The organism is Serratia sp. LTN-2 (genome assembly GCF_059740205.1).
Map to the genome: position 1 here is coordinate 1 of NZ_JCAXDO010000016.1, position 25,892 is coordinate 25,892.

Sequence of the window (25,892 nt, forward strand, 5' to 3'; positions counted from 1 at the left end):
GCCGAAAGCCCTGAACTGACGTTCAGGGCTTTTTGCTATGCGTAAAAAACAAAAAAGCGCAGCTACGCTGCGCCTTTCAACCACTCGACTATAAAGTCGGCGATGCTTTCCGGCTGATTGAGATCCAGCTGCTTAGCCGTGATGGATAACGGTCGGTCGCTGGCTACCGCTATAACAAACTGATCCAGCATATCTTCCAACGCTCTGCCGATCTCAGCGCGATAAAGCAGGATCTTGCTGACAGGCTCATGTTTGAACCCTTCCACCAGGATCAAATCGACCTTATCGGCGTCAAAGCGCCCAGCCAGGTAATGCAGATCCAACGGTTGTTGCTCAGGCGTTTCGGTCATTAATGCCCAACGCCGATCGCTGGCGACCAGCGTTTGGTCTGCGCCCGCTTTACGCAACTCATAGCTGTCTTTACCCGGCGTATCTACATCCATGTCGTGATGCGTATGCTTGATCAGTCCAATCCTCACCTGGCGTTGTTTCAGCAGTGGGATCAGCTGTTTGAGCAGGGTAGTTTTCCCCGTTCCGCTGTAGGCGCCGATGGCCAGTAAGGGGGGCAATAAACGATTCATTTTTTTAGCCCCCGTGCTTGCTGCCAGTTCAGGCAATCTTCCGGCGTATTCAGGTTATGAAATGCCGCTTGTTGCCCGCTGAACACCACGCGTTGCGCGCCGATCTGATGCAAGAACAGCATCAGCTTGTGTTCACCGCGCGCCAGGTAGTCGGCCAGCTGCGGCGCTAGTTGGGTATGCAATAACGCCAGCGTAGGGTGATCTCGCTCGCCATCACTGGCAAAGGCTGCCAGCGCCGCGTCTTTTTGTCGCCATAGCTGCGCGACTAAGTCGGCGGGAAAGTCAGGGACATCACAAGGGACGAAAACCACCCATTCGCTGGGAGCCTGCTTGAGCCCGGCGAGCATCCCGGCCAACGGCCCGGCGAAATCGGACGTCAGATCGCCAATCACCGGCAAACCGCTCGCTTGATAACGTGCCTGATTGCGGTTGGCGCTGATGGCGATGGAAGCCACCTGCGGCCGTAACCTGGCGAGTACCTGTTGATAGAGCGCGACACCGCCAATCGACACCAGGCCTTTGTCCTCGCCACCCATACGCGTGGCCCGCCCGCCGGCCAAAATTACGCCGCTGATTTCTTTATGCATTTCGTTTATCCCGCCTTGTCGATGCGCTGATTGTAGCGCTAAAGCCGGCGTGACATCAGGATTTACCTTTATTGACAAGCCGGTTCTTTCACTGCGTGGGTAAGCCTGTTACTTTGTGAGTTTATTCATGCTATTGGACGATATTGAGATGAAAACGCATCGCGTAAACGAATTGATCGAGCTGCTGCACCCGGCCTGGCAGGAAGATCCCGATCTCAATTTGATGCAGTTTTTGCAAAAGCTGGCGAAGGAAGCGGGTTTTCAGGGTGAGCTGTCCGAGTTGAGCGACGACATTCTTATTTACCATCTGAAAATGCGCGGTAGCGCCGGCACGGATCAGATCCCAGGCCTGAAGAAAGATTACGAAGAAGATTTTAAAACGGCGTTGTTGCGCGCTCGTGGCGTTATCAAGGACTGATCCTCGTGCGGTGCGAGAAAGCATAGCGCGTGAAATGCGCCATTAATGCTACTATTTCTCATTCCCGGCACCGTGCTGTCAGCGATCAAACGAACGTTATGAATAACTCTGCTTTTAATTTCGAAACTCTGTCGCCCGATTTGATAATGGACGCGCTAGAAGGGGTTGGCCTGCGCGTTGATTCCGGCCTGACGGCGTTGAACAGTTATGAGAACCGCGTCTATCAGTTTATGGACGAAGATCGCCGGCGTTACGTGGTGAAGTTTTATCGCCCGGAGCGCTGGAGCGCCGCACAAATCGGTGAGGAGCATCAGTTCGCTCTGGATTTGGCCGGCGCGGAGATCCCTGCGGTGGCGCCCTTGGCGCTGCAAGGCGCCACGCTGCATACGCACGGCGGCTTCTTCTTTGCCCTGTTCCCCAGCGTGGGGGGCCGGCAATATGAGATAGACAATCTGGATCAGCTGGAATGGGTCGGTCGTTTTCTGGGGCGCATCCATCAGGTCGGCGGTGAGCGTTTGTTTACCGAGCGCCCGACGATGGGGATTGAAGAGTACCTCACCGCCCCGCGCCAGGCGCTGGCCAATTGCACGCTACTGCCGGCAGCGCAGCGTGACGCGTTTTTGCAGGCGACGGATAATCTGATTGCGGCGATCAAGCCGCACTGGCATCTGAACTGGCAGCCGCGCCGTTTGCACGGTGATTGCCATCCGGGCAATATTCTGTGGCGCGATGGCCCGCTGTTCGTCGATCTTGATGACGCGCGCAACGGCCCCGCGGTACAGGATTTGTGGATGCTGCTGCACGGCGAGCGTCGCGATCAACTGATGCAGCTGGACGTCTTGCTGGAGGCGTACGGTGAATTTGCCGAGTTCGATCAGCGCGAGCTGGCGTTGATCGAGCCGCTGCGCGCGATGCGCATGGTGTATTACCTGGCCTGGGTCGCCCGTCGTTGGCAGGATCCGGCCTTCCCTAAGAGTTTTCCGTGGATGGTGGAGTCTGATTTCTGGTTGTCTCAGACTGCGGCCTTCACCGAACAGGTTAAGCTGTTGCAGGAGCCCCCTCTGCAGCTGACGCCAATGTATTGAAGCTTTAACACAATGGAGAGTTTAGTCTTATGAAAAAAATATGGTTGGCGCTCGTTGGCATGGTGATGGCATTCAGTGCCTCGGCTGCACAGTTTAGCGATGGCGCTCAGTATGTGACCCTGGACAAACCGGTGACCGGCGAGCCGCAGGTGTTGGAGTTCTTCTCCTTCTACTGCCCGCACTGCTACCAGTTCGAGCAGGTCTATCATGTGTCTGAGAACGTAAAGAAAGCGCTGCCTGCCGGCACCAAAATGACCAAGTACCACGTTGAATTCCTGGGGCCGTTGGGCAAACAGCTGACTCAGGCATGGGCGGTGGCGATGGCGCTGGGCGTGGAAGACAAGGTGAGCCCGCTGATGTTTGAAGCGGTGCAGAAAACCCAGACCGTGCAAACGCCGGACGATATCCGCAATGTCTTCGTGAAAGCGGGCGTGACCGCAGCAGATTATGATGCGGCCTGGAACAGCTTCGTGGTGAAATCCCTGGTGGTTCAACAGGAGAAAGCCGCAGAAGATCTGCAGCTGCGCGGCGTGCCGGCGGTATTCGTGAACGGCAAATATATGGTTAAGAACGATGGCCTGGACACCAGCTCGATGGACGCTTACGTGAAGCAGTTCGCCGACGTGGTTAAATTCCTCAGCCAGCAGAAATAAGCCAGACCCAATGGGAAAACGCCGGCATCGCCGGCGTTTTTTTATCCATATTGCCGTTTCAATTTATCCAGCAACCGATCTTTTTCCTGCCACAGCGTATTCAGCCACAGCTGGAAGCGCCGCTTGAACTGCTTGTCGTTGAAGTAGTCTCCATGCAGGGTTTCATCGATCGGCAGCGTCTCTATTCTCACCACGATACGCGTCAGCCGCCCACACAGCATATCCATAAAAGGCCGTTGGTTATTTTCCGGATAGAGCAGAGTCACGTTCAATACTTTGTCGAACTGATTGCCCAACGCGCTGAGCGTAAACGCGATACCGGCGGCTTTGGGCGCCAGCAAATTGCGATACGGCGAATTGCTTTTAATTTTCTTGGCTTCGGTGAAGCGCGAACCCTCGACGAAATTGACGATAGTGGTTGGACGCTGACGAAACTTTTCGCAGGAACGGCGTGTGGTTTCGATATCCTTGCCGCGTTTCTCCGGATGCTTGAGCAAATAGGCGCGGGAATAACGCTTCATGAACGGCATATCCAGCGCCCAGCAGGCCAGGCCGACAAAAGGCACCCAGGCGAGCTGCTGCTTGAGGAAATACTTATTCATCGGAATATGATTTCTGAACAGCACGCACAGCACGACAATGTCCGACCAACTTTCGTGGTTGCTGATCAGCAGATACCAGTTTTTACGATCCAGGCCTTCCAGCCCTTCAATATCCCAACGCAATTGCCCGTTAATGCGCAATAACAGCGCCAGCCCCTGACACCAACACCACATCATGAAATCGGCGAAAGCTGAGATATACCGCCAGACGGCAGGAATGGGCACCAGGAGTTTCACGATGCCGGCCAGCGTGATGGGAATGGAACACAACACCGTTACCAGAATGGTGAGTATGACGGAAATGATAAAGATAACAGGCGTTAACAATCTTGGCATGGTTATGGGCTGACGGTTGTTGGGAACATCGTTGCATGCCAAAGCGCATGAACAAAAACATATTTTAACAGAAATCGTCGGGTTAAAGCGCCGCTAAAAATCACTGTTTTTCGTCTCGATGGATAACCATTTGCTGAGTTTTCGTGCAACTTGTCCAGCTTGTGCTATGGTAATTGAGGCGCCGAATTTGATTAATAGTGCGATTAAAATCCGGCGAAAGTTATATCCACAAATTCAATAAATGCCAGTAATAAAGCGTCGCCGGAATTCGTTCTTTTAACGCGGTGATTTAAATAGGAATTTTATTCGCCGTTATAACGATAATCGCAGCGTTATAATTCGTTCTCTTTTCTATGCACAAAGTTATCCACAGGTAAGATCTTGCGGATCCTCGCGCACAATCACATCATTTTCGTCCGCAATGCACGCTAAGGTTCGTCTCCGGCGGCTAGCTATGGCATGCTTACCCCTATGTCCGATCACGATAAAGAAACGCTATGGCCCAGATTGCAGAAAACCCACTAATCCTGGTTGACGGTTCCTCCTACCTCTACCGCGCTTACCATGCCTTCCCGCCGCTGACCAACTCGGCGGGTGAGCCGACCGGCGCGATGTACGGCGTGCTGAATATGCTGCGCAGCCTGCTGCTGCAGTATCAACCGAGCCACGTTGCCGTGGTGTTTGATGCCAAAGGGAAGACCTTCCGCGACGAGCTGTTCGCTGAATACAAGTCGCACCGGCCGCCGATGCCGGACGATCTGCGTGCGCAGATCGAGCCGCTGCACAACATGGTCAAGGCGATGGGCCTGCCGCTGCTGGTGACGCCCGGCGTTGAGGCGGACGACGTTATCGGTACGCTGGCGCTGGAGGCCGAGAAGGCCGGCCATGCGGTGCTGATCAGCACCGGCGACAAAGACATGGCGCAGCTGGTGACGCCGAACGTTACCCTGATCAACACCATGAACAACACGATCCTCGGCCCGCAGGAAGTGTGCGACAAGTACGGTATTCCGCCGGAACTGATCATCGACTTCCTGGCGCTGATGGGCGATTCATCGGACAACATTCCCGGCGTGCCGGGCGTGGGCGAGAAAACCGCCCAGGCGTTGCTGCAGGGCATCGGCGGGCTGGATGCGCTGTACGGCAATCTGGAGAGCATCGCCACGCTGAGCTTCCGCGGCGCCAAAACCATGGCGGCCAAGCTGGAGCAGAACAAAGAGGTCGCGTACCTTTCCTATAAGCTGGCGACGATCAAAACCGACGTCGAGCTGGATCTGACCTGCGCTGAGCTGACGGTGTCCGAGCCGGATGTCGATACGCTGCAACAGCTGTTCAAACAGTACGAGTTCAAACGCTGGCTGGCGGACGTGGAAGCCGGCGTATGGCTGGAAAACAAGAAAGGCGCGGGCGCGAAAGCTGCCGGCGTCGCCAAAGCGGCCGTCGCCGCGGAAGCGCCGAAAGCGCTGGCGGAGGCCAAGCTTTCACAGGACGGTTATGTCACTATCCTGGATGAAGCGACCTTTACCGACTGGCTGACGCGGCTGAAAAAGGCCGAGGTATTTGCCTTCGATACTGAAACCGACGGGCTGGATACCCTGACCGCCAACCTGATCGGCCTGTCCTTCGCGATCGCACCGGGCGAAGCGGCTTACTTGCCGGTGGCGCACGATTATCTGGATGCGCCGCCTCAGCTGGATCGCGCCTACGTGCTGGAAGCGCTTAAGCCGCTGCTGGAAGACAAGAAGGCGCTGAAGGTCGGGCAAAACCTGAAGTTCGACATGAGCCTGCTGGCGCGCTACGGCATCGAGATGCGCGGCATTGCCTATGACACCATGCTGGAGTCCTATGTGCTGGACAGCGTCGGCGGCCGCCATGATATGGACAGCCTGGCCGACCGTTATCTTGGCCATAAAACCATCACCTTCGAAGAAATCGCCGGCAAGGGCAAAAACCAGCTGACGTTCAACCAGATCGCGCTGGAGCAGGCGGCACCTTACGCCGCCGAAGACGCCGATGTCACGCTGCAGCTGCACCTGGCGATGTGGCCGCAGCTGAAGCAAAGCGCGGAACTGCTGACGGTATTCAATGAGATTGAAATGCCGCTGTTGCCGGTACTGTCGCATATCGAACGCACCGGGGTGCTGATCGATCCGGCCATTTTGTCGGCCCACTCCCAGGAGCTGGCCAAGCGTCTGGCTGAGCTGGAAGTGCAGGCCCATGAGCTGGCGGAAGAGCCGTTCAACCTGGCGTCGACCAAGCAGTTGCAGGCGATCCTGTACGAAAAACAAAAGCTGCCGGTGCTGAAGAAAACCCCGGGCGGGGCGCCTTCTACCAACGAAGAAGTGCTGGCCGAACTGGCGCTGGACTACCCGCTGCCGAAGGTGATTCTGGAATACCGCGGCCTGGCGAAGCTGAAAACCACCTACACTGACAAGCTGCCGCTGATGATCAATCCGGTCAGCGGCCGGGTGCATACCTCATACCATCAGGCGGTGACTGCCACCGGTCGTCTCTCCTCGAGCGATCCGAACCTGCAGAACATCCCGGTGCGCAACGAAGAAGGGCGGCGTATTCGCCAGGCCTTTATCGCGCCGGAAGGCTACCGCATCGTCGCCGCCGACTACTCGCAGATCGAGTTGCGCATCATGGCGCATCTGTCACAGGATGAAGGGCTGCTGAAGGCCTTCGCCGAAGGGAAAGACATCCACCGTGCCACGGCGTCGGAAGTGTTCGGCGTGCCGTTGGATAAAGTGACCAGCGAGCAGCGCCGTAGCGCCAAAGCGATTAACTTCGGCCTGATTTACGGCATGAGCGCCTTCGGCCTGGCACGCCAGTTGGGGATCCCGCGTGGGGAAGCCCAACGCTATATGGATCTCTACTTCGAGCGTTACCCGGGCGTGCTGGACTATATGGAGCGCACCCGCCAGCAGGCCTCCGAACAGGGCTACGTCAGCACGCTGGACGGGCGCCGCCTGTACCTGCCGGACGTACGCTCCAGCAACGGCATGCGCCGCAAGGCGGCCGAACGCGCCGCCATCAACGCCCCGATGCAGGGCACCGCGGCCGATATCATCAAGCGTGCGATGATCGAGGTCGACGCCTGGCTGCAAGGGCAGGAGAAGCCGTTGGTGCGCGCGATTATGCAGGTGCACGATGAATTGGTGTTTGAGGTGCATGAGTCGGTGATCGACGAAGCCAGCCAACGCATCCGCCAACTGATGGAGGGCAGCATGACGCTGGCGGTGCCGCTGAAGGTTGATGTGGGCGTCGGCATGAACTGGGATGAAGCGCACTGATCGCCGGGTTATCGCCGGATGCGCTAACTGGCGAGAAGCTAAGCACTTTTCGTAATTAAGCTACAAGATGCGGCGATTGTTTCCTCAACTTCGCCGTTCTTGTGTCTCAAATTGTGTAAGTAAACTACAAAAAATTCTTTTGCCCTGCGAAAAAATGATGTAGAGTTACAGGCGTAGGGTACAGAGGTAAGATGTTCTATCTTTCAGACCTTTTACTTCACGTAATCGGATTTGGCTGAATATTTAGCCGCCCCAGTCAGTATTGACTGGGGCGTTTTTTATTGTAAAAACAGCAGCAAACCATACGTTTTTCCTATCACCATGCCCCACTTTTCATGTCAGCTTCCGCCCCCTTAATTCGCGTTATCCGCTGAGATAAGCCCGTTTTGTCGATAAGTTTTTATGATGGCTTTATTTCAAAACTGTAATTAGATAACGAAAAATCCCGCCTGCGGCCGATCTTCGGGCATAAAAAAGCCGATGCGGTGAGGCATCGGCCTAAGCGTTCGGCTCGAGCTTATTCGCCGGCTTCGTCTTCCGGCAGCACTTCCGGCGGGATCTCGTTGAACCAGGTGTCCAGCTTCTGGCGCAGCTTGTCGACGCCGATCTTCTTCAGCGACGAGAAGGCTTCAACCTGGATATCTCCCATAAACGGCAGCACCGCTTCACGCACCATATTGAGCTGCGCCTTGCGTGCGCCGGAGGCCAGTTTGTCGGCCTTGGTCAGCAGCACCAGCACCGGCGTGCCGACGTCGACCGCCCACTGGATCATCTGCTGGTCGAGATCTTTAAGCGGATGGCGAATATCCATCAGCACCACCAGGCCTTTCAGGCTGTTGCGCATCTGCAGGTATTCGCCCAACGCGCGTTGCCATTTGCGTTTCATCTCTTCCGGCACTTCGGCATAGCCGTAACCTGGCAGGTCGACCAGGCGGATGCCGTCTTCCACTTCGAACAGGTTGATCAGCTGGGTGCGCCCTGGCGTCTTACTGGTGCGCGCCAGGCTTTTTTGGTTGGTGAGGGTATTCAGTGCGCTGGATTTACCGGCATTGGAACGGCCGGCAAAGGCGACTTCAATTCCTGCATCCCCCGGCAGATGGCGAATATCGGGTGCGCTGGTGACGAAATGGGTCACATGGTAGTTGTAGTTCTTGCTGGTCAAAATTTTTCGTCTCCGTGAGGATGGCTAACTGGTTGGCGATTATAACTGCATCAGCGGTAAAAATGGCGTGTTTCTCCGTTTTTAAGCGGCGGGACGCGATAAAGCGGCAGTTATGCCAAGCGTGCGTTGTGAGACATTTGCCATTCGAATCGCGGGTAATGTCGCTTTATTCGAAAGTGATATTTCTGTTTTTATTTTAAAAACAATACGTTGTTTTTTCGTTATGTGGAAATGTCGCCCAAAACGGCGTCAGGTACCTTGAGCCTTCGCAACAATAACGTAAAGTACTCGTTAACGCAGGGTTGCGCAGGATTAAGGAACATCCGGGAAGGATGACAAATCTCAGGGAATGCACAGGGCGTGCAATGAGTGCCAGGATGAACGCAAAAGGAAGTGACTGTTTCGCACCGGAATAGGCGACAGGCACATCGGATGGTGAAGTATCGGCAGTTTGGATGCCCGCAGGAAGCTCGCTCGGGAAGGGCGGATGCGAATGGATTGCGCCATGGACGATTTTTCTTTCAGGATGAAGGACGTAGTGGCAGGGAATGCGGTTATAGCAGAGGGAAAAACCGGGATGTTGCATGTACGCAAGGAGCGCGTAACAGGAATACCCTTCGCAAGAAGGTGCGAAATAGGCGGCAGGTTTAACCTGCCGCCTTTTTTCTTTGCCCGCTTTCTGCTAGATTCCGCCGCAATTCTATACTGAATCTACATACCTAAGAGCACACGCTATGAACCAGCCATCAAAAGCACCTCGCAGCAGCGCGGCGAAGTCAAAAACGAAAAAGAAAAGCCGTATGGAGCTCGATCAGGAAGCGCGCGAGCGCAAACGCCTGAAAAAGCGCCGCGGCCACGCTTCCGGTTCGCGCACCCAGGTCGAGTCCGGCAGCCAGAAAAACAAATCGGCGTCTGAAGCCAAAGATCCGCGTATCGGTAGTAAGGTGCCGGTTGCGCTGGTGATCGACGAAACCAAAGTGAAGGCCAAACCGCAGCCGAAGCCAAAGGCCGAAGCGAAACCGCGCCTGTCGCCGGAAGAAGAACTGGCGAAGCTGGAAAATGACGAACGTCTGAACGCGCTGCTGGATCGCATCGACGACGGCGAAACGCTGAATGCGCAAGAGCAGGCGTATGTCGACAAGACGCTGGATCGCATCGATGTGCTGATGGACGTGCTGGGCATCGAGCTGGGCGACGACGAAGACGAAGACGAAGAAGAAGAGAAGCAGGAAGATATTCTGAAGCTGCTGAAAGGCGGCAACCCGAAAGACGCCTTTTAACGCGCCATGTGGCTAATCCCGACAATAGCCCTACTCTTGATGTGTTATCTGCTGTGGTTATTCGGTAAACTATGGCGGCTGTCTAAGCGCAAAGCGCGTTTTCGCAGCGCTTCCGTGGCCAGACAGCGCAGACAACCGCCCCTCTCCCGGCCCGGTAGAAAAAGATATCGGAAGGAGTGAGCATGTCAGAGCAGACGATTGTCTGGGATTTGGCCCTGATCCAAAAATATAACTACTCAGGGCCGCGTTATACCTCATACCCCACGGCGCTGGAGTTTAACCAGAGCTACGACGAAGCGGCGTTTCAACGCGCCGCTGCGCGCTACCCTGAGCGGCCGCTGTCGCTGTACGTGCATATCCCTTTCTGCCACAAGCTGTGCTACTTCTGCGGCTGCAACAAGCTGGTGACGCGTCAGACGCACAAGGCCGACGAATACCTGAACGTCCTGGCGCAAGAGATCGCCGGCCGCGCGCCGCTGTTTGCCGGCCGCAAGGTTGGCCAGATGCACTGGGGCGGCGGTACGCCAACCTACCTGGATAAAGCGCAAATCAGCCGGCTGGTGGCGCTGCTGCGTGAACATTTTGATTTTCTGCCCGATGCGGAGATGTCGATCGAGGTCGATCCGCGTGAGATAGAGCTGGATGTGCTCGATCATTTACGTGCCGAAGGCTTTAACCGCCTGAGCATGGGGGTGCAGGATTTCAACAAGCAGGTGCAGCAGCTGGTCAACCGCGAGCAGGATGAAGCCTTCATTTTCGCCCTGATCGAGCGGGCCAAAGCGCTGGGCTTCCGCTCGACCAATATCGATCTGATCTACGGCCTGCCGAAACAGACGCCGGAAAGCTTCGCTTTCACGCTGCAGCGCGTGGCGGAGCTGAATCCCGATCGCCTCAGCGTATTCAACTACGCGCATATGCCGAACCTGTTCGCTGCCCAGCGTAAAATCAAAGACGCCGATCTGCCCGGTGCGCAGCAGAAGCTGGATATCCTGCAACAGAGCATCGCTTTCCTGACCGACGCCGGCTATCAGTTCATCGGCATGGATCACTTTGCACGTCCGGACGACGAACTGGCGATCGCGCAGCGCGAAGGCAAGCTGCACCGCAACTTCCAGGGCTACACCACCCAGGGCGACAGCGATCTGCTGGGGCTGGGCGTGTCGGCCATCAGCATGCTTGGCGACAGCTATGCGCAGAACCAAAAAGAGCTGAAGCATTACTATGACAGCGTACAGGCGCAGGGCAACGCGCTGTGGCGAGGGTTGGCGCTGACGGACGACGATTGCCTGCGGCGCGATCTGATCAAAACGCTGATCTGCAACTTCCGGTTGGCCTTTCAGCCGCTCGAGCGGCAATACGGCATCGACTTCACCGCTTACTTCGCCGAAGACCTGCAGCTGCTGGCGCCGTTTGAACGCGATGGGCTGGTGGAGCGCGACGAGCAGGGCATCCGCGTTACGCCGCGCGGGCGCTTGCTGATCCGCAATATCTGTATGTGTTTCGATCGCTATCTGCGGCAACAGGCGCGCAGCCAGCAGTTCTCACGGGTGATCTGAGGATGAAAAAACAGCCGCTGATGCGGCTGTTTTTTTAACTGAAGAAGTTAATCAGCGCGGCGCACAACACCGCAGCGACCGCCGCCTGCGGGGTGTGGCTGGCGGCGGAGCCCAGCTCCGCGCCCTGAGAAATGAATACGATGAATGAGTCCAGCATCGTCAACCTCCAGAGTGTGCGACACGATCATACTGCGCCCGCACCGGCTGTAAAGTCTGAGGTTGGCGTTTTTTTGTGCGCTGGGCTGCGTTTTTTATCATCAATCCCGGCACCTATTCCATGCCCAGTTCTTTGAGCTTGCGGGTCAGGGTATTGCGCCCCCAGCCCAGCAGGCGCGCGGCTTCCTGTTTGTGTCCCTGGGTGTGGCGCAGGGCGGTGGTGAGCAGCGTGCGCTCCATTTCCGGCTGCGCTTCCGACAGCAGGTTTTGATGACCGGAACGCAGCGCGCGATCGGCCCACTGCGCCAGCAGCGTGGCCCAGCTGTCCGGCAGACTGTGGCTGGGGCTTTCCGGCGCGGCGGTTTCGAACAGTTCACCCGGCAGATCCTGGATCAGCACTTCCTGCCCGGCGGCCATCACCGTCAGCCAGCGGCAGGTGTTCTCCAACTGACGCACGTTGCCCGGCCAGGGCAGGCGGGTCAGTGCGGTTTCGGTTTCCGGGTGCAGGTTCTTGGCCTCGACACCCAACTCTTTGGCGGCGATCTGCAGGAAGTGGCGCGCCAGCCGCGGGATGTCTTCCCGGCGCTCGCGCAGCGGCGGCAGGTGTACGCGGATCACGTTCAGGCGGTGGAACAGATCCTCGCGGAACTTGCCTTCCTGTACACGCAGCTCCAGGTTCTGGTGCGTGGCGGCGATGATGCGCACGTCGACCTTCACCGGCGCATAGCCGCCGACCCGGTAGAACTGGCCGTCCGCCAGCACCCGCAGCAGGCGCGTTTGCACGTCGAGCGGCATATCGCCGATCTCGTCGAGGAACAGCGTGCCGCCGTCGGCCTGTTCAAAGCGGCCCTGACGGATTTGGTTCGCGCCGGTGAAGGCGCCTTTCTCGTGGCCGAACAGCTCGGACTCGATCAGATCCTTAGGGATGGCGGCCATGTTCAGGGCGATGAACGGCGACTTGGCGCGCGGGCTGTGGCGGTGCAGCGCATGCGCCACCAGCTCCTTGCCGGTGCCGGATTCGCCGTTGATCAACACGCTGATCGACGAACGCGACAGCCGGCCGATGATGCGAAACACGTCCTGCATCGCCGGCGCTTCGCCGATGATGTCCGCCGCCGGATCGCTGGCCGGCTGGCTGCGCACCGGCTGCTGTTGCTCCTGATAATGGCTGATGGCGCGATCGACCAGCGCCACCGCTTCGTCGATGTCGAACGGCTTCGGCAGGTAGTCGAAGGCCCCTTGCTGATAGGCGCTGACGGCGGCGTCCAAATCCGAATGCGCGGTCATGATGATCACCGGCAGCATCGGGTGGCGCTGTTTGATCTGCTTGAGCAGCGCCAGGCCGTCTATACCCGGCATGCGGATATCGGACAGCAGCACGTCGGGGGTTTGCGTGGCCAAGGCTTCCAGCACGTCATTGCCGCCTTCGAAGGTGGCGCAGCTCAGGCCCGCGCCGGTGAGCGCGCGCTCGAGCACCCAGCGGATGGAGCTATCGTCATCGACGATCCAGACTATCCCTCGTTGCATAGCAAACCTCACTGACGAATGGGCAGGTAGACCGAGAATTCGGTATGACCTGGCCAACTGTTGAATTCAATTTTTCCGCAATGCTGATCGATAAGATTGCGGGCGATGGATAAGCCCAGGCCGGTACCGCCTTCACGGCCGCTGACCATCGGGTAGAACAGCGTGTCCTGCAGCTGCGCCGGTACGCCGGGGCCGTCGTCTTCGACGTCGATGCGCGCCGCCAGACGGTAGCGGGTGCCGTGCAACGTAATCTGAAACGCGGTGCGGGTGCGCAGCGTGATGGTACCGCCTGCCTCGCCCAGCGCCTGCAGCGCGTTGCGGGTGATGTTCAGCAGCACCTGTTCAATCTGATCCGGGTCGTGGGCCATTTCCGGCAGGCTCGGATCGTAGTCGCGCACCAGCGTGACGTTATCCGGCATTTCCAGCGACACCAGCTGGCAGACGCGCTCCGCGACCTGATGGATGCTTTGGGTGATATGCTGGCCGGGCCGCTGTGGCCCGAGCAGGCGATCCACCAGATTGCGCAGCCGATCGGCCTGCTCAATGATCACCTTGGTGTATTCGGTCAGCGCCGGATCGGGCAGCGCCTTGGCCAACAGCTGAGCCGCGCCGCGCAGGCCGCCCAGCGGATTTTTAATCTCGTGCGCCAAACCGCGCACCAGATCGCGGGCCGCCACCTGTTGGGCATGCTGCAGCTGTTCCTGGCTCAGGCGGCGCTGATTGTCCATCGGCGCCAGCTCGACCAGGATATAGCCTTCCGGCAGCGCCTGAGCGGTCAGGGAAAGGATATGCGCGCGGCCGTCGACCACCAGGGTCACTTCGTTGTCGGTGAAGCCCTGACCGGCGCACAGGCTTTCACGCATCAAAGAGACGTTCAGCGAAAAATAACCGAGCAAATCGGGTAGCGGCGTGCCGAACAGCTTGCGGGAGCTTTGCGCCAGCAGCTGCTGTGCCGCCGGGTTGGCGTAGTGAACCGCCAGTGAGTCATCCAACAGCAGGATGCTGTTGATGAGTGAATTGAGGATCTGCCCAGCATCGGGCAGCTTGCCAGTTGCCATACAGCAGACTCCTGCACCTTTTTAGTGCATCTATCCTACTCCATCCGGGATCGGCGTGGTATGGAATAGTTTTGCAGAAAATACGGTGGAGAAAAAAACCCATCCGAAGATGGGCTGAAAGTTTCCACGGCAACAAAAAAGCGATAACAAAAATGTGGGCGCCGTCCGCCTCTGCAGACGGCGCGGGTCGGGCTTAGACGCTGTAGTACAGTTCGAACTCAACCGGGTGTGGCGTCATGCGAACGCGGTCCATCTCTTCTTTGCGCAGTTCGATGTAGGCATCGATCGCATCGTCGGTGAACACGCCGCCGCGGGTCAGGAACTCGCGGTCTTCGTTCAGTGCGGCCATCGCCTCGTCCAGCGAGCCGGCCACTTTTGGAATCTCGGCTTCTTCTTCCGGCGGCAGGTCGTACAGGTTTTTGTCCATGGCGTCGCCAGGGTGGATCTTGTTGATGATGCCGTCCAGGCCGGCCATCAGCAGTGCGGCGAAGCACAGGTATGGGTTAGCCGCCGGATCCGGGAAGCGGGCTTCGATGCGGCGCGCTTTCGGGCTGGAAACCACTGGAATGCGGATAGACGCAGAGCGGTTACGGGCGGAGTAAGCCAGCATCACCGGCGCTTCGTAGCCCGGCACCAGACGTTTGTAGGAGTTGGTGGTCGGGTTGGCCAGGGCGTTGATCGCCTTGGCGTGCTTGATGATGCCACCGATGTAGAACAGCGCGGTTTCAGACAGGCCGCCGTATTTGTCGCCGGCGAACAGGTTGGTACCGTTCTTGGACAGCGACATGTGGCAGTGCATGCCGGAACCGTTGTCGCCGAACATTGGCTTCGGCATGAAGGTCGCGGTTTTGCCGAAGGCGTGCGCTACGTTGTGCACCACGTATTTGTAGATCTGAATTTCGTCGGCTTTCTTGGTCATGGTGTTGAAGCGGGTTGCCACTTCGTTCTGACCGGCGGTCGCCACTTCATGGTGGTGCGCTTCAACCACCAGGCCCATCTCTTCCATGGTCAGACACATGGTAGAACGCAGATCCTGCGAAGAGTCGACCGGTGGAACCGGGAAGTAACCGCCTTTCACCGCCGGACGGTGGCCTTTGTTGCCGCCGTCGTATTTTGTGCCGGAGTTCCAGGCGCCTTCGATGTCGTCGATGGCCACGTGGGAACCGCGGATGCTGCTGCCGAAGCGGATGTCGTCGAACAGGAAGAATTCAGGCTCTGGCCCGAACAGCACGGTGTCCGCGATGCCGGAAGAGCGCAGGAAGTCTTCGGCGCGTTTAGAGATGGAGCGCGGGTCGCGATCGTAGCCTTGCATGGTGCCCGGCTCGAGAATGTCGCAGCGAATGATCAGCGTAGGTTCTTCGAAGAACGGATCCAGAACCGCCGTGCTGGCGTCCGGCATCAGTACCATGTCAGATTCGTTGATGCCCTTCCAACCACCGATAGAGGAGCCGTCAAACATTTTACCTTCTTCGAAGAAGTCGGCGTTTACCTGGTGAGCCGGGATAGTCACGTGTTGTTCCTTACCCTTGGTGTCAGTGAAACGCAGGTCTACGAATTTCACTTCATGCTCATTCAGCATCGTCAAAACGTGTTCAGCGGACATACTTAACTCTCCCGGTTTATCATTGTCGTCGTCGTGGAACGAATCTGTGGAACTGGCTTTTTTTCGCCTTGAAAAGACTAAAGCGAAAAGCGTGCCAACTTTTAAAAAAGGCTTTCATCGCCTTTCTGCGCGGGTTTTACCCAGCCACAGTATGCACCATCAGCGATAATTTGCACTGTTATGGTGCAATTGGGGTGGCGTGGGCACCGAAATGGTGCAAAAGTGCAACGATTGCGGCTTTTTGCACCGTGAAAGGGATCACAAACTGACCGGTATGCGGTTGTTTATAAGAGATGGTTGTGATCTTGTTTAGTCCCTCGCTTAATACGTGTACAATAGCGCGCTATTTCTAATGCCCGAGGCAAAGCTGTGATCGAAAATTTGCGTAACATCGCCATTATTGCCCACGTTGACCATGGTAAAACCACCCTGGTTGATAAGCTGCTGCAACAATCCGGTACTTTCGGAGAGCGTGCGGAAGCCACCGAACGCGTAATGGACTCCAACGATTTGGAGAAAGAGCGTGGGATTACCATCCTCGCAAAAAACACCGCCATTAATTGGAATGGTTACCGTATCAACATCGTGGATACCCCAGGACACGCCGACTTCGGCGGTGAGGTAGAGCGCGTGATGTCGATGGTTGACTCGGTGCTGCTGGTTGTGGATGCAATGGATGGCCCTATGCCGCAAACCCGCTTCGTGACCAAGAAGGCCTTCGCCAACGGTCTGAAGCCGATCGTGGTTATCAACAAGGTTGACCGTCCTGGCGCGCGCCCTGACTGGGTTGTGGATCAGGTGTTCGACCTGTTCGTGAACCTCGACGCGACCGACGAGCAGCTCGACTTCCCGATCATCTACGCTTCTGCGCTGAACGGTATCGCCGGCGTCGATCACACCGACATGGCGGAAGACATGACCCCGCTGTATCAGGCGATCGTCGACCACGTGTCTGCGCCGCAGGTTGAGCTGGAAGCGCCATTCCAGATGCAGATCTCCCAGTTGGACTACAACAACTACCTGGGCGTTATCGGCATCGGCCGCATCAAGCGCGGTAAAGTGAAGCCGAACCAGCAGGTCACCATCATCGACAGCGAAGGCAAAACTCGCAACGGTAAAGTGGGCAAAGTGCTGGGCCACCTGGGTCTGGAGCGTATCGACAGCACCCTGGCGGAAGCGGGCGACATCATCGCCATCACCGGCCTGGGCGAGCTGAACATCTCCGACACCATCTGCGACACCAACGCCGTAGAAGCGCTGCCGGCGCTGTCCGTCGACGAACCGACCGTAACCATGTTCTTCAACGTCAACACCTCGCCGTTCTGCGGTAAAGAAGGTAAGTACGTGACCTCGCGTCAGATCCTTGATCGTCTGAACAAAGAGCTGGTGCACAACGTGGCGCTGCGCGTCGAAGAAACCGACGATGCGGACGCTTTCCGCGTATCCGGTCGTGGCGAGCTGCACCTGTCGGTGCTGATCGAAAACATGCGTCGTGAAGGTTTCGAGCTGGCGGTTTCCCGTCCGAAAGTTATCTTCCGCGAAATCGATGGCCGCAAGCAGGAGCCATTCGAGAACGTGACGCTGGATATCGAAGAGCAGCATCAGGGTTCCGTGATGCAGGCGATGGGCGAGCGTAAAGCCGACCTGAAAAACATGGATCCGGACGGTAAGGGCCGCGTGCGTCTCGACTACGTGATCCCAAGCCGCGGTCTGATCGGCTTCCGTAACGAATTCATGACTATGACTTCGGGTACCGGTCTGCTGTACTCCACCTTCAGCCACTACGACGACGTGCGTCCGGGTGAAGTGGGCCAACGTCAGAACGGCGTGCTGATCTCCAACGGCCAGGGCAAAGCGGTCGCGTTCGCGCTGTTCGGCCTGCAGGATCGCGGTAAGCTGTTCCTGGGCCACGGTGCGGAAGTGTATGAAGGCCAGATCATCGGTATTCACTCACGTTCCAACGACCTGACCGTAAACTGCCTGACCGGTAAGAAGCTGACCAACATGCGTGCTTCCGGTACTGACGAAGCGACTACCTTGGTTCCGGCCATCAAAATGACCCTGGAGCAAGCTCTGGAGTTCATCGATGACGACGAACTGGTAGAAGTGACGCCGACCTCGATCCGTATCCGTAAGCGTCACCTGACGGAAAACGATCGTAAGCGTGCCAGCCGCGGTCCTAAAGACGCTTAATCGCTGATTGAGTGTCCCATGCTTAGGGCGCGGTTCTCGCGCCCTGAGTTTTTTCCTCTGTTGTTCCCCGTTTGTGCGGCGCGCTATGCGCTTTTCCGTTCGCTCCCTGTTCAGCTGTTCCTTTTCCCGCTACAGTGAAATCTCACCGGCCCATCAGGAGAGGACTATGCTGTATATCTTTGATTTAGGTAATGTGATCGTCGATATCGATTTCAAGCGTGTGCTGGGCGTGTGGAGCAATTTGAGCGGCACGCCGTTGGCGGTGCTGTCCGATCGTTTCGCCATGGGTGAGGTGTTCCAGCAACATGAACGCGGTGAAATCAGCGACGAAGACTTCGCCGGCAAGCTGTGCGATGAAATGGGCATCGCGCTCAGCTTCGAGCAGTTCGCCACCGGCTGGCAGGCGGTATTCGTCGCGCTGCGTCCGGAAGTGATCGACATCATGCAGCGCCTGCGCAACGAAGGCCACCGGGTGGTGGTGCTGTCGAACACCAACCGTTTGCACTGCAACTACTGGCCGCAGCACTATCCTGAAGTGGCCGCCGCCGCCGATCATCTCTACCTGTCGCAAGATCTCGGCATGCGCAAGCCGGAAGCCGATATCTATCAACATGTGCTGGCCGCGGAAAACACCGCCGCCGCCGACGCGGTGTTCTTCGACGATCACCCGGCGAACGTCCTCGCCGCGCAGGCGCTGGGGATCAAGACGGTGCACGTCACCGATCGCGACGTGGTGCCGGCCTATTTTGCCCAATGAGCGCAGGGCGCGTTAAGCTTAAGGCGTATCAACTGGCATCAAGGAGTGACCATGTCGTTTTTCCGCCGCAAGAAGCTGCCCCCTGCAATTAAGCCCGGCGTTACCTTCGGACGTTTGCTGTACCAGCGCATCGACAACGATGGCCTGACGATGCTGGCGGGCCATCTCGCCTATGTTTCCCTGCTGTCGCTGGTGCCGCTGGTCACCGTGGTGTTCGCGCTGTTCGCCGCTTTCCCGATGTTTGCCGACATCAGCGAACAGCTGAAGAGCTTTGTTTTTGCCAATTTCGTGCCGGCCGCCGGCAACGTGATCCAGAACTACCTGGAGCAGTTCGTTGCCAATTCCAACAAGATGACCGCCGTCGGCACCTGCGGGCTGATCGTCACCGCGCTGCTGCTGATCTCCTCGGTGGACAGCGTGCTGAACACCATCTGGCGCAGCAAGAACAAGCGGCCGATCGTCTTCTCCTTCGCCGTGTACTGGATGGTGCTGACGCTGGGGCCGCTGCTGGTGGGCGCCAGCATGGCCATCAGCTCCTACCTGCTGTCGCTCAACTGGCTGACTCAGACCGGGGTCAACGGTCTGGTGGATCAGGTGCTGCGCATCTTTCCGCTGATTTTGTCGTGTATCTCCTTCTGGCTGCTGTATTGCATCGTGCCGACGGTGCGGGTGCCGCCCAAAGACGCGCTGATTGGCGCGGTGGTGGCCGGGTTGCTGTTCGAGCTGGGTAAGAAGGGGTTCGCGCTGTACGTCACCATGTTCCCCTCCTATCAGCTGATTTACGGCGTGCTGGCAGTGATCCCGATTTTATTCCTGTGGGTCTACTGGAGCTGGTGTATCGTGTTACTCGGTGCGGAAATCACCGCGACCATCGGCGAATACCGCGACTACCGCCGGCAGAAGGCGGAGCAACAGGAACCAAAACCAGAAGGGCAGCAGGAATGATTGCGTTGATTCAACGGGTGTTAAACGCCAGCGTCACGGTAGGTGGCGAGACGGTAGGCAAGATTGGCCCCGGTTTGTTAGTGTTATTGGGCGTGGAGCAGGGCGATAACGAGCAAAAAGCGCAGCGCCTGTGCGAACGCGTGTTGGGATACCGCATTTTCGGCGACGAGAACGACAAGATGAACCTCAACGTCCAGCAGGCCGGGGGCAGCGTGCTGGTCGTCTCGCAGTTCACCCTGGCGGCGGACACCCAAAAGGGCATGCGCCCCAGCTTCTCGCGCGGCGCCGCGCCGCAGGAAGCCGATCGGTTGTATCAATATTTTGTTGGCCAGTGCCGCGAGCGCGGCATAGAGACCCAGACCGGCGAGTTCGCCGCCGACATGCAGGTGGCGCTGGTCAACGATGGTCCGGTGACATTCTGGCTACAGGTCTAAGCATTCGGAGAACAGGCGTCTATGTATCACCTACGAGTACCCGTAACAGAGCAAGAACTGAAGGAGTATTACCAGTTTCGCTGGGAAATGCTGCGCAAGCCGCTGCACCAGCCGGTGGGTTCGGAAAAGGATGCCTATGACGCCATGGCCCATCACCAAATGGTGGTGGACGAGGTCGGTAAAATCGTCGCCATTGGGCGGCTGTATATCAATGCCGACAATGAGGCGGCGATTCGTTTTCTGGCGGTAGACCCGACGCTGCAGGATAAAGGGTTGGGGACGCTGGTGGCGATGACGCTGGAATCCGTTGCGCGGCAGGAAGGCGTGAAGCGGGTGGTGTGCAGCGCCCGTGAAGACGCGGTGGATTTCTTCGCCAAGCTGGGGTTCGTCAATCAGGGGGAGATCACCGCGCCGCAAACCACCCCGATCCGCCACTTTCTGATGATCAAACCGGTGGCGACGCTGGACGATATCCTGCATCGCCCCGACTGGTGCGGCCAACTGCAGCAGGCCTGGTATGAACACATCCCGCTGAGCGAAAAGATGGGCGTGCGCATCAGCCAGTACACCGGCCAGCGCTTCGTCACCACCATGCCGGAGATCGGCAACCAGAACCCGCACCATACCCTGTTCGCCGGCAGCCTGTTCTCACTGGCGACGCTGACCGCCTGGGGGCTGATTTGGCTGCTGCTGCGCGAGCGCCATCTGGGCGGCACCATCATTCTGGCGGACGCGCACATTCGCTACAGCAAACCGATCACCGGCAGACCGCGGGCGGTGGCGGATCTCGGTTCGCTGAGCGGCGATTTGGCGCGTCTGGCGCGCGGCCGCCGTGCGCGCGTGCACGCCGAAGTGCATCTGTTCGGCGATGAGGATAAGGGCGCGGTGTTCGAAGGCACCTACATGGTGTTGCCGGCCGAGCCGGATGTGCCGCTGGATCAGGGCGGTTCCGAAGCGCTGGAAGAGTAAAACGGCGGCCCTGCCCTGATGGCGGGCCGCGCGATAGATTACGGCAGCTGTTGGTTCACCGTTTGGCCATCGCCGGCGGTGGCCTGCAGATTGCCCTTCAATGAAGCTTTGAACGGCCCGTCGCTGTTCAACAGCCCTTTCAACTGCAGTTCGAGGTTGCCGTCGCCCGTCAGCGGCACCGGCTGCCATCCCCATTGCTGCAAGGTATTGAGCGGTACCGAGCGGCCGTGCAGCGTCAGCTGGAACGGTTTGCCCGGCAGCTGATCGACGCTCGCTTTGGCCTCCAGCAGCCCATTCGGCATAAAGGCGCTGAGCTCGGTGACGTTGATCTGGCTGGCGTCGGCGTTCAGCGCCAGCGAAGGGCGTCGCACGTCGATTTTGTTGAAGGTGGCCTCGCTGCCGTTCAGGTTCAGCGAGCCGGACCACACGCCCCACTGGTGGTCGCGCGCCAGCAGCAGGTTGCTGCCGTAGCCGTCCAGCGCGGTGATCTGGAACGGGAACGCCGGGTTGATGTCGATGATCAGATTGCGGTTGGTGGTCAGCTTGGTGACGTACACCTCGTTCAGCCAATCCGGCAGCGGTTTCAGCCACAGCTCGCGCCAGTCGATCGGCAGAGTGTATTCCAGCGCCGCCATGGCCACTTCATCCAGCTGCAGGCGTTTGCCGGCGCGCAGCCAGCTGCCGGAGGCGCGCAACAGGCCGCCTTCCCAGCGGGTGGTGAACTGCTGAATGGCGATGCCGGCGGAAGAGAGCCGCAGGGTGGCGATCGGGTCGATCAGGTGGAAGCCGCCGTTGATCACATCGCCGGCGTTGAAGTTGAGCGAGCCGTCCTCGCTGCGCCAGTCGCCCTTTTCGACGCTGACGTTTTGCAGCGACAGATCGAGATCGTTAAACGCCCACGCTTTGCCCTCCAGGCGCGCGTCGATCAGATCGAACCGCTTGAGGGTGACCGGTGGCAAGGTGGTGAAGCGCTGCATGAACTCCGCCAGCGTCAACGGGGTTTGCAGGCGTACGCCGCTCAGCCGCAGGCGATCCACCTGCCAGCTGCCGTCGACGGCGCGGCTGGCCACGCCGGTCAGGTCGCCCTGCGCCAGGTCGGCGCCAAAGTTGTTCAACAGCAGCTGACCCTGCTTTTGCTCTCCCTGCACCAATACCTTCGAGGCGGGAATGCCGTTCAGCGTCATCGAGCCGGCGCTGAACTGGAACTGGTTGTTGTCCCCCAGCAGATGGCCGGCCAGCGGGCGCCATGGCGTGATGCCGGCGTTGACCTGCTGCGCGTTGAGCTGCCACTCGTTATCGTTGGACTGCAACGCCATGTTGCTCAGCTGCAGTACGTCAGCCTGTACAGGCAGCGCCGCCGCCTGCGGCTGCACGTTCAGCGTGCCGTCGCGCAGCGTGACGCTGTGGAAATAGCGCGGTTCGGTGATTTGGCGTAGGCTGAGGCCGAGATCGACGCGTTTGGCGACCAGCGCCTGCGGCTGGCCGTTGCGCGCCAGCTGCACCTCTTCCAGAGCGATCTGGTCCGGCTGGCTCCACGAATGGGTGATTTTTCCTATCGACAGGCGGTATTCGCTGTTGCCACTGATCCAGGCGCTCAGGCGGCCTGCCGCCCAGCGGGTTTGCCCCACCAGATACAGCACCACCGCCGCCAGCACCATCAGCAGCAGCAACGTCAGCAACAGCTTTCCGATAAATTTCATCGTCTACATCCGCATCGGTCAAAAAAGATACCCTGTTTATGCCGCAATTGGCCGGGCATCTCAAGGGCAATGGTCTGATAGACAATAAAAAACGGCCGCAGGCGGCCGTTTGAACGTCAAGGGACGGGTTACTTTTTCTCGTGTTCCTGCGGGAACACCAGGTTCAGCACGATGGCGGTAATACCACCGGCGGCGATACCGGAAGAGAGCAGGGTTTTCAGCCAGTCCGGCGCGAACTGCAGGATCAGCGGCTGCTGGGAGACGCCCATGCCGACGGCCAGCGACAGCGCCATGATCATGATGGCGCGGCGGTTCAGGCGCTCGCGCGACACGATGCGCACGCCGGAGGCGGCGATGGTGCCGAACATCACGATGGTCGCGCCGCCTAGCACCGGCTCAGGGATGTGCTGCACGAAGCCGGCAACCGCCGGGAACAGCCCCAGCGCGATCAGCATCAGCGCCACCACGAAGCCGACGTAGCGGCTGGCGACGCCGGTCAGCTGGATCACGCCGTTGTTCTGGCCGAAGCAGGAGTTGGGGAAGGTGTTGAACACCGCCGACAGCATCGAGTTCAGGCCGTTGGCCAGCACGCCGCCCTTCAGGCGCTTCATGTACAGCGGCCCGCTGACCGGCTGTTCGGAGACGTCGGAAGTGGCGGTGATGTCGCCGATGGTTTCCAGCGAGGTGACCATAAAGATCAGCATCAGCGGCAGCAGCAGGTTCCAGTCGAAGCCCAGACCGTAATAGAGCGGCGTGGGGATGGTGATCGCCGCCGTGGGCGCCGCCGGCGCGTCGGCGGGCAGCATGTCCATCGCCCAGGCCAACAGATAGCCGACCGCCATGGCGATCACCAGCGAAGCCACGCGCAGGTAAGGGTTGCGCTGGCGGTTCAGCAGGATGATTACCGCCAGCACCGCGCCGGCCAGCAGCAGGTTTTTCGGCGAGCCGAAGCTGTGATCGTTCATCGCGGCATAGCCGCCGCCGATCGAAGTCAGGCCGACCTGAATCAGCGACAGGCCGATGATCATCACCACGATGCCGGAAACCAGCGGGGTGATGATGCGGCGCGCCAGATGCAGCACGCGCGACAGCAGAATTTCGGTACAGGAGGCGACCATCAGGGTGCCGAACAGCGCGGCCATCATGGTCGGCACGTCGGCGCCGCCGTTTTTCAGCGCCAGACCGCCCATGATCAGCGGCGAAACGAAGTTGAAGCTGGTGCCCTGAATCGACAGCAGCCCGGAGCCCACCGGCCCCCAGGTTTTGATTTGCAGAATGGAAGCCAGACCGGAGGCGAACAGCGACATGCTGATGATGTGCTGAGTATCCTGCGCCGGCAGGCCCAGCGCCTGGCAGATCAGCAGGGCCGGAGTGATCACCGCGACGAACATCGCCAGCAGATGCTGGCCGGCGGCAAACAGCGTTTGTGGCAGCGGCGGGCGATCTTCCAGGCGATAAATCAGTTCACTGGCGCGGGGTTCTGAGGCGGCTTGGCGCGCGGCATCAAGCTCGGAGGATGACATGCTCATGGTGTGGCGTTTCCAGATACGGCAAAGCAGGCATTTTAATGCTCCGCCCCGCAAAAGCAAACGGTTGCGCGTAAATATTATGTTGCCGACTTTCTCGTTTATGTCGCATTTTCATTCATTTTTTCTTGTCATCTCAGCGTTTTTTACTTCTAATCCTGCACTCATCAAGTTTAAAAACTCAGTGGTTTTCTATAACTTATTATTTTTATTTGGATCTTTTCCCTTACATGGAGTACCTGGATGTTTCATCTTGATACTTATGGCACGTTAGTCGCGGCGACGCTGGTTTTGCTCCTCGGGGGCAAGTGCGTCAGGACCATTCCCCTGCTGCGAAAATATACCATTCCTGCTCCCGTCGCCGGCGGTTTGCTGGTGGCACTCCTGCTGTTAGCCCTGAAAAAGCTCGTCAACTGGGAAATCAGTTTTGACATGTCGCTGAAGGACCCGCTGATGCTGGCCTTCTTCGCCACCATCGGTCTGAACGCCAACCTGGCGCGTTTGCGCGCCGGCGGCAAGGTGCTGGTGGTGTTCCTGTTCGTGGTGCTGGGTTTGCTTATCGTGCAGAACGCCATCGGCATCGGCATGGCGAAAATGCTGGGGCTGGATCCGCTGATGGGCCTGATCGCCGGGTCGATCACCCTGTCGGGCGGGCACGGCACCGGGGCGGCCTGGAGCAAGCTGTTCATCGAGCGCTACGGTTTTGAAAACGCGACGGAAGTTGCCATGGCCTGCGCCACCTTCGGCCTGGTGCTGGGCGGCCTGATCGGCGGCCCGGTGGCGCGCTATCTGGTCAAACACTCCTCTACGCCGGAAGGCTCGCCGGAAGACAGCGTGCAGCCGAGCGGCTTCGAGAAGCCGGAAAGCGGCCGTCTCATCACCTCGCTGGTGATGATCGAAACCATCGCCATGATCGCCATCTGTCTGAGCCTGGGGCAGTTGATTGCCGGCCTGCTGAGCGGCACGGTGTTTGAACTGCCGAACTTCGTCTGCGTGCTGTTCGTCGGGGTTATCCTCAGCAACACGCTGGCCTTCACCGGTTTTTATACCGTGTTCGAGCGGGCGGTATCGGTGCTGGGCAACGTCAGCCTGTCGCTGTTCCTGGCGATGGCGTTGATGAGCCTGCGCCTGTGGGAGCTGGCCTCGCTGGCGCTGCCGATGCTGGCGATCCTGGCGGTGCAGACGTTGGTCATGGCGCTGTACGCGATCTTCGTTACCTACCGGGTGATGGGCAAAAACTACGACGCGGCGGTGCTGGCTGCCGGCCATTGCGGCTTCGGCATGGGCGCCACGCCGACGGCGATCGCCAACATGCAGGCGATCACCGACCGTTTCGGCCCGTCGCACGTGGCGTTTTTGGTGGTACCGATGGTGGGGGCGTTCTTTATCGATATCGCCAATGCCATCGTCATCAAGCTGTATCTGCTGCTGCCGGTGTTCCCGGCGGTGGGGTGATATCGCGAGCCAG

23 protein-coding genes are annotated in these 25,892 nt (G+C 58.6%); 13 read left to right on the top strand and 10 right to left on the bottom strand.

From position 1 onward, the window contains the following. Positions 1-62: 62 nt before the first annotated feature. Complete coding sequence (mobB, locus tag AC6BYQ_RS22520) at positions 63-581, bottom strand: molybdopterin-guanine dinucleotide biosynthesis protein MobB (protein WP_019452171.1); 519 nt, start codon at positions 579-581, stop codon at positions 63-65. After that, a complete protein-coding gene (gene mobA, locus AC6BYQ_RS22525) occupies positions 578-1,168 on the bottom strand; it encodes a molybdenum cofactor guanylyltransferase MobA (RefSeq protein WP_498057559.1) in 591 nt (196 codons plus the stop codon). Before mobA ends, mobB begins: the two co-directional genes overlap by 4 nt. Positions 1,169-1,316: 148 nt before the next feature. Between mobA and AC6BYQ_RS22530 the strand changes: the two genes are divergently transcribed. The 3 genes from AC6BYQ_RS22530 to dsbA all read left to right on the top strand — a co-directional run bounded on the left by AC6BYQ_RS22530 (position 1,317) and on the right by dsbA (position 3,324). Beyond that, positions 1,317-1,586 carry a YihD family protein gene (locus tag AC6BYQ_RS22530; protein ID WP_004931268.1) on the top strand — a complete coding sequence of 90 codons (270 nt, stop codon included), beginning with the start codon at positions 1,317-1,319 and terminating at the stop codon, positions 1,584-1,586. A gap of 98 nt (positions 1,587-1,684) precedes the next feature. Then, on the top strand, positions 1,685-2,671 hold the full coding sequence (locus AC6BYQ_RS22535) for a serine/threonine protein kinase (RefSeq protein ID WP_498057560.1): 987 nt from the start codon (positions 1,685-1,687) through the stop codon (positions 2,669-2,671). A gap of 29 nt (positions 2,672-2,700) precedes the next feature. Further along, positions 2,701-3,324, top strand: a complete 624-nt coding sequence (gene dsbA, locus AC6BYQ_RS22540) for a thiol:disulfide interchange protein DsbA (protein ID WP_004931264.1) — start codon at positions 2,701-2,703, stop codon at positions 3,322-3,324. 41 nt (positions 3,325-3,365) lie between these two features. Here dsbA and yihG read toward each other — a convergent pair whose 3' ends face one another. Beyond that, on the bottom strand, positions 3,366-4,262 hold the full coding sequence (gene yihG, locus AC6BYQ_RS22545) for a 1-acylglycerol-3-phosphate O-acyltransferase, YihG family (protein WP_015379457.1): 897 nt from the start codon (positions 4,260-4,262) through the stop codon (positions 3,366-3,368). A 497-nt stretch (positions 4,263-4,759) separates the two neighbouring features. Between yihG and polA the strand changes: the two genes are divergently transcribed. Both polA and spfP read left to right on the top strand, forming a co-directional pair. Beyond that, positions 4,760-7,558, top strand: coding sequence for a DNA polymerase I (gene polA, locus AC6BYQ_RS22550; protein ID WP_498057561.1), 2,799 nt, complete (start codon positions 4,760-4,762; stop codon positions 7,556-7,558). Positions 7,559-7,749: 191 nt separating this feature from the next. Further along, positions 7,750-7,797: a small protein SpfP gene (gene spfP, locus AC6BYQ_RS22555; RefSeq protein WP_071892919.1), complete on the top strand. Its 48-nt coding sequence runs from the start codon at positions 7,750-7,752 to the stop codon at positions 7,795-7,797. A gap of 278 nt (positions 7,798-8,075) precedes the next feature. Here the strand turns inward: spfP and yihA are convergent, their stop codons facing one another. Next, positions 8,076-8,720 (bottom strand): ribosome biogenesis GTP-binding protein YihA/YsxC, encoded by a 645-nt coding sequence (yihA, locus tag AC6BYQ_RS22560; RefSeq protein ID WP_019452177.1) that lies wholly within the window; start codon positions 8,718-8,720, stop codon positions 8,076-8,078. 734 nt (positions 8,721-9,454) lie between these two features. On the opposite strand from yihA, the gene yihI reads away from it, so the two are divergent. Together yihI and hemN are read left to right on the top strand one after the other, a co-directional pair. Continuing rightward, complete coding sequence (yihI, locus tag AC6BYQ_RS22565; RefSeq protein ID WP_498057562.1) at positions 9,455-10,000, top strand: Der GTPase-activating protein YihI; 546 nt, start codon at positions 9,455-9,457, stop codon at positions 9,998-10,000. Positions 10,001-10,182: 182 nt separating this feature from the next. Next, on the top strand, positions 10,183-11,556 hold the full coding sequence (gene hemN / locus AC6BYQ_RS22570) for an oxygen-independent coproporphyrinogen III oxidase (protein ID WP_498057563.1): 1,374 nt from the start codon (positions 10,183-10,185) through the stop codon (positions 11,554-11,556). Between the two features lie 34 nt (positions 11,557-11,590). Here hemN and AC6BYQ_RS22575 read toward each other — a convergent pair whose 3' ends face one another. The 4 genes from AC6BYQ_RS22575 to glnA form a co-directional block, all read right to left on the bottom strand. Further along, positions 11,591-11,713, bottom strand: a complete 123-nt coding sequence (locus AC6BYQ_RS22575; RefSeq protein WP_015379453.1) for a YshB family small membrane protein — start codon at positions 11,711-11,713, stop codon at positions 11,591-11,593. 113 nt (positions 11,714-11,826) lie between these two features. Next, complete coding sequence (glnG, locus tag AC6BYQ_RS22580) at positions 11,827-13,239, bottom strand: nitrogen regulation protein NR(I) (RefSeq protein ID WP_141971886.1); 1,413 nt, start codon at positions 13,237-13,239, stop codon at positions 11,827-11,829. An 8-nt stretch (positions 13,240-13,247) separates the two neighbouring features. Further along, positions 13,248-14,297 (bottom strand): nitrogen regulation protein NR(II), encoded by a 1,050-nt coding sequence (gene glnL, locus AC6BYQ_RS22585; protein WP_072626444.1) that lies wholly within the window; start codon positions 14,295-14,297, stop codon positions 13,248-13,250. Between the two features lie 193 nt (positions 14,298-14,490). Further along, positions 14,491-15,900: a glutamate--ammonia ligase gene (glnA, locus tag AC6BYQ_RS22590; RefSeq protein WP_019452181.1), complete on the bottom strand. Its 1,410-nt coding sequence runs from the start codon at positions 15,898-15,900 to the stop codon at positions 14,491-14,493. A gap of 369 nt (positions 15,901-16,269) precedes the next feature. Between glnA and typA the strand changes: the two genes are divergently transcribed. From typA to fabY, 5 genes are all read left to right on the top strand, one after another. After that, the gene (gene typA / locus AC6BYQ_RS22595; RefSeq protein WP_004931243.1) at positions 16,270-18,093 is read left to right on the top strand and encodes a ribosome-dependent GTPase TypA; all 1,824 of its coding nucleotides are present in this window, start codon (positions 16,270-16,272) and stop codon (positions 18,091-18,093) included. Positions 18,094-18,259: 166 nt separating this feature from the next. Continuing rightward, positions 18,260-18,850, top strand: coding sequence for a glucose-1-phosphatase (yihX, locus tag AC6BYQ_RS22600; protein ID WP_004931242.1), 591 nt, complete (start codon positions 18,260-18,262; stop codon positions 18,848-18,850). 51 nt (positions 18,851-18,901) lie between these two features. After that, positions 18,902-19,795 (top strand): virulence factor BrkB family protein, encoded by an 894-nt coding sequence (locus tag AC6BYQ_RS22605; RefSeq protein ID WP_063918305.1) that lies wholly within the window; start codon positions 18,902-18,904, stop codon positions 19,793-19,795. After that, positions 19,792-20,229, top strand: a complete 438-nt coding sequence (dtd, locus tag AC6BYQ_RS22610) for a D-aminoacyl-tRNA deacylase (protein ID WP_074053614.1) — start codon at positions 19,792-19,794, stop codon at positions 20,227-20,229. The genes AC6BYQ_RS22605 and dtd overlap by 4 nt, the downstream gene beginning before the upstream one ends. A 21-nt stretch (positions 20,230-20,250) precedes the next feature. After that, positions 20,251-21,198, top strand: coding sequence for a fatty acid biosynthesis protein FabY (gene fabY / locus AC6BYQ_RS22615; protein ID WP_025160304.1), 948 nt, complete (start codon positions 20,251-20,253; stop codon positions 21,196-21,198). A 38-nt stretch (positions 21,199-21,236) separates the two neighbouring features. Here the strand turns inward: fabY and AC6BYQ_RS22620 are convergent, their stop codons facing one another. Together AC6BYQ_RS22620 and AC6BYQ_RS22625 are read right to left on the bottom strand one after the other, a co-directional pair. Continuing rightward, on the bottom strand, positions 21,237-22,898 hold the full coding sequence (locus AC6BYQ_RS22620; protein ID WP_063918307.1) for an AsmA family protein: 1,662 nt from the start codon (positions 22,896-22,898) through the stop codon (positions 21,237-21,239). A 128-nt stretch (positions 22,899-23,026) separates the two neighbouring features. Further along, the gene (locus AC6BYQ_RS22625; protein WP_019452186.1) at positions 23,027-24,427 is read right to left on the bottom strand and encodes a nucleobase:cation symporter-2 family protein; all 1,401 of its coding nucleotides are present in this window, start codon (positions 24,425-24,427) and stop codon (positions 23,027-23,029) included. 240 nt (positions 24,428-24,667) lie between these two features. On the opposite strand from AC6BYQ_RS22625, the gene gltS reads away from it, so the two are divergent. Beyond that, positions 24,668-25,879 (top strand): sodium/glutamate symporter, encoded by a 1,212-nt coding sequence (gene gltS, locus AC6BYQ_RS22630; protein ID WP_019452187.1) that lies wholly within the window; start codon positions 24,668-24,670, stop codon positions 25,877-25,879. Positions 25,880-25,892: the final 13 nt, after the last annotated feature.

Bases quoted from the DNA above. Each gene is read 5' to 3' on its own strand.
- mobB (WP_019452171.1), bottom strand. From the start codon at position 581: ATGAATCGTTTATTGCCCCCCTTACTGGCCATCGGCGCCTACAGCGGA.
- mobA (WP_498057559.1), bottom strand. From the start codon at position 1,168: ATGCATAAAGAAATCAGCGGCGTAATTTTGGCCGGCGGGCGGGCCACG.
- AC6BYQ_RS22530 (WP_004931268.1), top strand. From the start codon at position 1,317: ATGAAAACGCATCGCGTAAACGAATTGATCGAGCTGCTGCACCCGGCC.
- AC6BYQ_RS22535 (WP_498057560.1), top strand. From the start codon at position 1,685: ATGAATAACTCTGCTTTTAATTTCGAAACTCTGTCGCCCGATTTGATA.
- dsbA (WP_004931264.1), top strand. From the start codon at position 2,701: ATGAAAAAAATATGGTTGGCGCTCGTTGGCATGGTGATGGCATTCAGT.
- yihG (WP_015379457.1), bottom strand. From the start codon at position 4,262: ATGCCAAGATTGTTAACGCCTGTTATCTTTATCATTTCCGTCATACTC.
- polA (WP_498057561.1), top strand. From the start codon at position 4,760: ATGGCCCAGATTGCAGAAAACCCACTAATCCTGGTTGACGGTTCCTCC.
- yihI (WP_498057562.1), top strand. From the start codon at position 9,455: ATGAACCAGCCATCAAAAGCACCTCGCAGCAGCGCGGCGAAGTCAAAA.
- hemN (WP_498057563.1), top strand. From the start codon at position 10,183: ATGTCAGAGCAGACGATTGTCTGGGATTTGGCCCTGATCCAAAAATAT.
- AC6BYQ_RS22575 (WP_015379453.1), bottom strand. From the start codon at position 11,713: ATGCTGGACTCATTCATCGTATTCATTTCTCAGGGCGCGGAGCTGGGC.
- glnG (WP_141971886.1), bottom strand. From the start codon at position 13,239: ATGCAACGAGGGATAGTCTGGATCGTCGATGACGATAGCTCCATCCGC.
- glnL (WP_072626444.1), bottom strand. From the start codon at position 14,297: ATGGCAACTGGCAAGCTGCCCGATGCTGGGCAGATCCTCAATTCACTC.
- glnA (WP_019452181.1), bottom strand. From the start codon at position 15,900: ATGTCCGCTGAACACGTTTTGACGATGCTGAATGAGCATGAAGTGAAA.
- yihX (WP_004931242.1), top strand. From the start codon at position 18,260: ATGCTGTATATCTTTGATTTAGGTAATGTGATCGTCGATATCGATTTC.
- AC6BYQ_RS22605 (WP_063918305.1), top strand. From the start codon at position 18,902: ATGTCGTTTTTCCGCCGCAAGAAGCTGCCCCCTGCAATTAAGCCCGGC.
- dtd (WP_074053614.1), top strand. From the start codon at position 19,792: ATGATTGCGTTGATTCAACGGGTGTTAAACGCCAGCGTCACGGTAGGT.
- fabY (WP_025160304.1), top strand. From the start codon at position 20,251: ATGTATCACCTACGAGTACCCGTAACAGAGCAAGAACTGAAGGAGTAT.
- AC6BYQ_RS22620 (WP_063918307.1), bottom strand. From the start codon at position 22,898: ATGAAATTTATCGGAAAGCTGTTGCTGACGTTGCTGCTGCTGATGGTG.
- AC6BYQ_RS22625 (WP_019452186.1), bottom strand. From the start codon at position 24,427: ATGAGCATGTCATCCTCCGAGCTTGATGCCGCGCGCCAAGCCGCCTCA.
- gltS (WP_019452187.1), top strand. From the start codon at position 24,668: ATGTTTCATCTTGATACTTATGGCACGTTAGTCGCGGCGACGCTGGTT.